Here is a 6,258-nt window from a genome sequence, read left to right as displayed (position 1 = left end):
GGGGTTTTGTATTTCTCCACCCCCACCCGCGTGGCGGCGGGGCCCCCCCCCGACCACAGCCCGATGGCCATTACGCCGAACAGGCGGGGGAGAGTCATAGTCCTTTATTCTCCACAAAAATCGTCTACCGGGGTGTAGGCGTTTCCTGCATGACCCTTCCGGGGTCGCTGCAAGAGGCAAGCTTGCGGCAAAAAGCACCGCACTGGTGTGCGCTGGCTCAAAAGACTGGCAGGCCTGCGCCTTTTCGGTGCACCTCAGTTGGCTGGCTGGCTGGCTGGCACGCAGCGTATCGCTTGTGGCCCGCTGGCCGCAATGGGGGGGCGATGCCGCCATGGTTCAACGTCCGCCCAGCCGACGGCCCGTCGGTTAGGCCTGACCTGGCATTGCAAACGCGGCGTTGAATGCGCATATCTAGGAGTTAACGGGATCCGCACCAGGAGAACGACCATGGCCAGCGGTTGGGCGAACGACGACGCCGTGCAAGAGCAGATCGACAGCAGCATCGAGGACGCCGTTCAGCGTGCACGTAACCAGTTACCGCGCGGCGAAAGCCGGGCCTGTTGCGAGGAGTGCGACACACCGATTCCCCTGGCACGACGGCAGGCGATCCAGGGCGTGCGTCTGTGTATCGCCTGCCAGGTCGAACAGGATAAACAGCAGGGGGCTGCCGCGGGTTATAACCGCCGCGGCAGCAAGGATAGCCAATTGCGCTAGCGATACGCACGCCGAGCCGTCAGGCTGGCAGGTGGTGCTGCGCGTACTGGTAGATCGCCCTACCGATAAAATCCACCATATGCGGGTGGTAGCCGTTGTGAAAGGTCGCCATGTCGGCATTTTCCCCGTAGAACAGCGCCATCCCCAGATAGGCCTCCCGGCTGGGGGTATAGAAACGGCAAGCGATTGCATAGTGCTGTCCAATCAGGGCCTGCACCTGCGGGTCGTCCGCGGCGCAGGTGTCGACATGCCGCGCCAGGTCCTGATAGAGACGGTCCCAATCGGCATGCACCTGAGCGCGATCGACATGCTGCCAATGGGCGGTTTGCGCCAGGCTGGCGCTTTGTTCCTGATTCAAACGCTCGCGGCAGCGAGCCTGCTGGTCGGAGGGAAGGTCGTGGGGGCTCATAAACGTCCTGTTCGGGTGCGGGATGGGCGGGGCGGCGCTCGGCAGAGTGCCGTGTCGAGGGCGAAATGGGAAGGGCGGCGCGTCACTCCGCGGCCAGACTGTCCTGCACCAACGCCGTCAGCGAACCGTCCTCGCGCATGGCGCTGAGGATCTGGTCGACGCGCGTCAGCAAGGCTTGCCGGTGAGCGGACTTGGCGAATACCAGGTAGGTGGGGTTGATGTTTAGCGGCTGCTCGAGGGCGACGATCTGCGGCAGGTGTAGGCGGCGAATGCTGTACTGTCCGGCCTGCTCGATGGCCAGCACCGCATCCAGCCGACCGGACGCCAGCATCTTGAAGTTGGACGCGTCCGAGGCGTTCTCCTTGACCTGGATGTGTCCCTGCTTGGCCGCCTGGTCGAAGGCTTCGCTGTAGGTCCAGCCGCGGATGACGCCCACCCGCCGGCCATGTAGGTCGGCGATGCCCTGGAAGTCGAAACGCTGGTCCTGCCGGACATAGACCAGGATGCGCTCCTCGAGCAAGGGCGCGGAGAAATCGTAGAGCTGCTCGCGCTGGGCATTTTTATAGATGCCGCCGATACCCGTGGAGCCGCTTTCGCCGAGCGCCAAGGCGCGTTTCCAGGGTAAAGCCTGAAAGGTCACCGGTTCGCCAAGGCGCTCGAAGACACGCTGCAACAGCCGTGGATACAGCCCCTCGACCTGGCCGTTGTGCAGGTACATAAAGGGCGGGTTGGCATTGTCGACGGCAATCAGGGTGGCCGCCCGGGCCATTTCCGCGCCGAGGCCGAGGGCCATGACCAGCAACAGACGTAAACAAACCATGGTCTTCTTGCTCCACGCCGGCCGGTGAGTCTCTGTGCAGCATAGCCACACAAGCGGTGCGTAGGGTGAAGGGTGCGGTGGGGGCGACAGCGAGGGCGTCAAGGCGCACCGCGATTGCGGTGCGCCGGGTGGTTTTACTCCTGGGACAGGGTGACCGCGAAGCTGGCACTGGCGTGCTGCGGGTTGGCGATGTAGTAGTTCTTACCGGGGCTGAGGGTACCGCCGGTAATCACCGTGCCATTGGTGGCACTGGTGACCGGTGTCGGGTCGGTCCCGGTGACATCCTGCTTGATATCGAACACCACCCCGGCAGGCGCGCCGAGAATGATCGAATTGCCATTGTTGTGCAGAAGTTGGAAGTTGAACCCCGAGCGGTGGCTCTGGCCTTGCTGGGGTTTGGTCTCGGAAGCGGCTGCAGCTATTACGTCCATAACGACACTCTCCTAACATCCATGACTGATAAACGCGGAAGTCGATCGCGAAGGGCCGACCCCCTCTGCCGGGCGAGGGCTCGCCGCGGCGTCTGCAAGACTAGACCGCCGTATTGGAAATGCCCGCCTCGGGGCTAAGGATGGCGGGACAGCGCTACGCAACTTAGCCGCAAACCCTCGGCATTTCGCGGCGAATGGCCACGGAATCGCGTCAAAAATAAGGTTTAGTATTTTTCGCGATTACCACGGCATTCTTAGTCATAACTATAGAGGTGTGCTCAGGACGCTGCGCCTGCGCTGACCAGTGCTTCTGCTCGCTCAGAACAGAAAGTAACGTTGGGCCATGGGCAACACCTCAGCCGGTTCGCACCACAACAGCTGGCCGTCGGCCTTGACCTGGTAGTTTTGCGGGTCGACCTCTATCTGCGGCAGGTAGTCGTTGTGAATCAGGTCCTGCTTGCGCACCGAGCGGCAACCCTTGACCACCGCGATGCGTTTTTTCAGGCCCAGTTGTTCCGGCAGCCCGGCGTCCAGCGCAGCCTGGCTGATAAAGGTCAGGCTGCTGGCGTGCAGGGCGCTGCCGTAGCTGGCGAACATCGGCCGGTAGTGCACCGGTTGCGGGGTCGGAATGGACGCATTGGCATCGCCCATCAGGCTGGCGGCGATGGAGCCGCCCTTGAGGATCAGGCTCGGTTTGACGCCGAAAAAGGCCGGCCGCCAGAGCACCAGATCGGCCCACTTGCCCACCTCGACCGAACCCACTTCATGGCTGATGCCATGGGTGATCGCCGGGTTGATGCTGTACTTGGCGATATAGCGCTTGATCCGGAAGTTGTCGTTGCCCGGGCCGTCGCCGGGCAAGGGGCCGCGCTGTTTTTTCATCTTGTCGGCGGTCTGCCAGGTGCGCAGGATGACCTCGCCGACGCGGCCCATGGCCTGGCTGTCGGAGCTGATCATCGAGAAGGCGCCGAGGTCGTGGAGGATATCCTCGGCGGCGATGGTCTCGCGGCGGATGCGGCTTTCGGCGAAGGCCACGTCCTCGGCGATGCTGGGGTCCAGGTGATGGCAGACCATGAGCATGTCCAGGTGCTCGTCGATGGTGTTGCGGGTGAACGGGCGGGTCGGGTTGGTCGAGCTGGGCAGTACATTGGGCAGGCCGCAGGCCTTGATGATGTCCGGGGCGTGGCCGCCGCCGGCCCCTTCGGTGTGGTAGGTGTGGATGGTGCGGCCCTTGAATGCCGCCAGGGTGGTCTCGACGAATCCCGATTCGTTCAGCGTGTCGGTATGGATGGCGACCTGTACGTCGAACTGATCGGCCACGTTCAGGCAGTTGTCGATGGCCGCCGGCGTGGTGCCCCAGTCCTCGTGCAGTTTCAGGCCGATGGCGCCGGCGCGCACCTGCTCGGCCAGGGGTTCGGGCAGGCTGGCATTGCCCTTGCCGGTAAACCCCAGGTTCATCGGAAAAGCGTCGGCGGCTTGCAGCATGCGGGCCAGGTGCCAGGGCCCTGGCGTGCAGGTGGTGGCGTTGGTGCCGGTGGCCGGGCCGGTGCCGCCGCCGATCATGCTGGTGATCCCGCTCATCAGTGCTTCTTCGATCTGCTGCGGGCAGATGAAGTGAATATGGGTGTCGATGCCGCCTGCGGTGAGCAGCATGCCTTCGCCGGCGATGATCTCGGTGCTGGCGCCGATGGCGATGCTCACCCGGGGTTGGATATCCGGGTTGCCACCCTTGCCGATGGCGTGGATGCGACCATTTTTTAGCCCGACATCGGCCTTGACGATGCCCCAGTGGTCGATGATCAGCGCGTTGGTGATCAGGGTGTCGACCACCTCGGCGGCGCACAGCTGGCCTTGACCCATGCCGTCGCGAATGACTTTGCCGCCGCCGAACTTGACCTCCTCGCCGTAAACGGTGAAATCCTGTTCGACCTCAAGCCACAGCTCGGTATCGGCCAGGCGCATCTTGTCGCCAACGGTGGGGCCGTACATATCGGCGTAGGCTTGGCGGGAAAGCTTCATCGGTACCGATCCTGTTCGTAGGATGGGTTGCGCCGGTACGGCGATACCCATCGGGGGGGGATGGGTATCGCTTCGCTCAACCCATCCTACATGTACATATGGGTTGCGTTTAAAGTTCGCCCATCACCCGGCCGGCAAAGCCATAGACGCGGCGCAGGCCGGCCAATTCGACCAGTTCCACTTCCCGGCGCTGGCCGGGCTCGAAGCGCACCGCGGTGCCGGCGGGGATATTCAGGCGCATGCCACGGCTGGCTGCGCGGTCGAAATCCAGGGCATCGTTGGTTTCGAAAAAATGGTAGTGCGAGCCGACCTGGATCGGCCGGTCGCCGCCATTGGCCACGGTCAGGCGCAGGGTCCGACGGCCGACATTGAGTTCGATATCACCCGCTTGGACGCGGTATTCGCCAGGAATCATGCGGGCAGGCCCAGGGTCTTGTAATAGAGAGCGGTCGGCTTGTACTGACCGGAGGGGTCACAGGCGTAGTTGGGCAACTCGCCCGCGCGCTGGTAGTCAAGGCGTTGATAGAACAGCTCGGCAGCCGAGCCCGCCTCGGTATCCAGGTAGAGCAAACCGCGCCGGTATTGCCCGGCCGCCTGTTCCAATGCCTGCATCAGGCGCTGGCCCAGGCCGCGGCGGCGCGCCTGGTGCAGCACCAGCAGTTTCTGCACCTCGGCGCGGTTGAGGCCATTGGCTTTCTGGCAGAGCGCCAGCTGCACGCTGCCCACCACCTGGCCGGCCTCGACGGCCACCCAGAGCAGGGCCCGCTGTTTTTCCAGCGCCGACAACACCTCGTCGAAATAGGCATAGGCCTCGCTGCGCTCGAGGTTGGCGAGAAACCCCACCGAGGCACCCTGGCCCACGGCATCGAGCAACAAATCGATCAGGCCAGGGCGGTAGTGGGCAAAGTGCTCGGCGTCGATGCGCTGCACTATCGGCGACTCCGTGCCCTGCGTGCGTTGAAGGTGGGACATGCTGGCGTTACTCCCTGTCAAGGCCATTGGCGGCCGGTCCGGCCGGTTCGAGCAACAGTTGCATAAAGGTCAGGTCCAGCCAACGGTCGAATTTTCGACCGACCTGGGGCATCTGCCCGGTGACCTGGAAGCCCAGCTGGTGGTGCAGGCGGATCGAGGCGAGATTGCCGCTCTCGATGGCGGCGACCATCACGTGCTTGTCGGCCTGCCGGGCGCGTTCGATCAATGCTCGCATCAGGCGTGGGCCGAGCCCCTGGCCACGCTGGTCGGCCTGGATATAAACCGAGTGCTCGACCGTGTGGCGAAAGCCCTGGAAGGGTCGCCAGTCACCGAAGGAGGCGTACCCCAGCACGCGATCCGTGGCATCGACCGCCACCAGGATCGGGTAGGCCTGGGCCTGGCGCGCGGCGAACCAGCTCTGGCGGTTGGCCAGGTCCACCGGGTCGTCGTTCCAGATCGCGGTGGTGTGGCGCACTGCGTCGTTGTAGATCTCGAGAATGGCCGGCAGATCGCCAGGCTGGGCATCGCGCAGGGTCATCGGACTGTCCTCGCCAGGCGGGGTTGAGGGAGGCTCATGGGGTGTGGGCTCAGGCAATGGGTTGGTGGACGGTGACCAGCTTGGTGCCGTCGGGAAAGGTGGCTTCCACCTGGATGTCCGGCAGCATCTCGGCGATGCCCTCCATCACCTGGTCCCGACTCAGCAGGGTGGTGCCCAGGTGCATCAGCTCGGCGACTGTGCGGCCATCGCGGGCGCCTTCCAGCAGCGCGGCGGAGATGTAAGCCACGGCTTCCGGGTAGTTGAGCTTCACCCCGCGGGCCAGGCGACGTTCCGCCACCAGGCCGGCGGTGAAGATCAGCAGTTTGTCCTTTTCGCGGGGTGTCAGGTCCATGTC

At 64.0% G+C, this 6,258-nt stretch carries 9 protein-coding genes; 1 reads left to right on the top strand and 8 read right to left on the bottom strand.

The features are described from left to right. The first annotated feature begins 447 nt into the window (after positions 1 to 447). Positions 448 to 714 (top strand): DksA/TraR family C4-type zinc finger protein, encoded by a 267-nt coding sequence (locus ABWY06_RS21860; RefSeq protein WP_353927689.1) that lies wholly within the window; start codon positions 448 to 450, stop codon positions 712 to 714. Positions 715 to 733: 19 nt separating this feature from the next. Here the strand turns inward: ABWY06_RS21860 and ABWY06_RS21855 are convergent, their stop codons facing one another. The 8 genes from ABWY06_RS21855 to ureA all read right to left on the bottom strand — a co-directional run bounded on the left by ABWY06_RS21855 (position 734) and on the right by ureA (position 6,255). After that, on the bottom strand, positions 734 to 1,123 hold the full coding sequence (locus ABWY06_RS21855; protein ID WP_353927688.1) for a TipAS antibiotic-recognition domain-containing protein: 390 nt from the start codon (positions 1,121 to 1,123) through the stop codon (positions 734 to 736). An 82-nt stretch (positions 1,124 to 1,205) separates the two neighbouring features. Beyond that, a complete protein-coding gene (locus tag ABWY06_RS21850) occupies positions 1,206 to 1,943 on the bottom strand; it encodes a substrate-binding periplasmic protein (RefSeq protein ID WP_353927687.1) in 738 nt (245 codons plus the stop codon). 134 nt (positions 1,944 to 2,077) lie between these two features. Beyond that, on the bottom strand, positions 2,078 to 2,374 hold the full coding sequence (locus ABWY06_RS21845; RefSeq protein ID WP_353927686.1) for a hypothetical protein: 297 nt from the start codon (positions 2,372 to 2,374) through the stop codon (positions 2,078 to 2,080). Positions 2,375 to 2,692: 318 nt separating this feature from the next. Further along, entirely contained in the window at positions 2,693 to 4,393 is a 1,701-nt protein-coding gene (ureC, locus tag ABWY06_RS21840; protein ID WP_353927685.1) for an urease subunit alpha, read from the bottom strand. Positions 4,394 to 4,502: 109 nt separating this feature from the next. Next, a complete protein-coding gene (locus ABWY06_RS21835) occupies positions 4,503 to 4,808 on the bottom strand; it encodes an urease subunit beta (RefSeq protein ID WP_353927684.1) in 306 nt (101 codons plus the stop codon). Further along, a complete protein-coding gene (locus ABWY06_RS21830; RefSeq protein ID WP_353927683.1) occupies positions 4,805 to 5,365 on the bottom strand; it encodes a GNAT family N-acetyltransferase in 561 nt (186 codons plus the stop codon). Before ABWY06_RS21830 ends, ABWY06_RS21835 begins: the two co-directional genes overlap by 4 nt. A gap of 7 nt (positions 5,366 to 5,372) precedes the next feature. Next, positions 5,373 to 5,903, bottom strand: coding sequence for a GNAT family N-acetyltransferase (locus ABWY06_RS21825; RefSeq protein ID WP_353927682.1), 531 nt, complete (start codon positions 5,901 to 5,903; stop codon positions 5,373 to 5,375). A gap of 49 nt (positions 5,904 to 5,952) precedes the next feature. After that, on the bottom strand, positions 5,953 to 6,255 hold the full coding sequence (gene ureA, locus ABWY06_RS21820; protein ID WP_353927681.1) for an urease subunit gamma: 303 nt from the start codon (positions 6,253 to 6,255) through the stop codon (positions 5,953 to 5,955). Positions 6,256 to 6,258 lie beyond the last annotated feature (3 nt).

Origin of the sequence: Pseudomonas sp. (genome assembly GCF_040514055.1) — a bacterium.
Classification (GTDB): Bacteria; Pseudomonadota; Gammaproteobacteria; order Pseudomonadales; family Pseudomonadaceae; genus Aquipseudomonas.
This window is presented reverse-complemented; position numbering and strand designations above follow the sequence as displayed.

Coding starts and splice junctions, on each gene's coding strand:
- ABWY06_RS21860 (WP_353927689.1), top strand. CDS start 448: ATGGCCAGCGGTTGGGCGAACGACGACGCCGTGCAAGAGCAGATCGAC.
- ABWY06_RS21825 (WP_353927682.1), bottom strand. CDS start 5,903: ATGACCCTGCGCGATGCCCAGCCTGGCGATCTGCCGGCCATTCTCGAG.
- ABWY06_RS21850 (WP_353927687.1), bottom strand. CDS start 1,943: ATGGTTTGTTTACGTCTGTTGCTGGTCATGGCCCTCGGCCTCGGCGCG.
- ABWY06_RS21835 (WP_353927684.1), bottom strand. CDS start 4,808: ATGATTCCTGGCGAATACCGCGTCCAAGCGGGTGATATCGAACTCAAT.
- ABWY06_RS21845 (WP_353927686.1), bottom strand. CDS start 2,374: ATGGACGTAATAGCTGCAGCCGCTTCCGAGACCAAACCCCAGCAAGGC.
- ABWY06_RS21830 (WP_353927683.1), bottom strand. CDS start 5,365: ATGTCCCACCTTCAACGCACGCAGGGCACGGAGTCGCCGATAGTGCAG.
- ABWY06_RS21855 (WP_353927688.1), bottom strand. CDS start 1,123: ATGAGCCCCCACGACCTTCCCTCCGACCAGCAGGCTCGCTGCCGCGAG.
- ureA (WP_353927681.1), bottom strand. CDS start 6,255: ATGGACCTGACACCCCGCGAAAAGGACAAACTGCTGATCTTCACCGCC.
- ureC (WP_353927685.1), bottom strand. CDS start 4,393: ATGAAGCTTTCCCGCCAAGCCTACGCCGATATGTACGGCCCCACCGTT.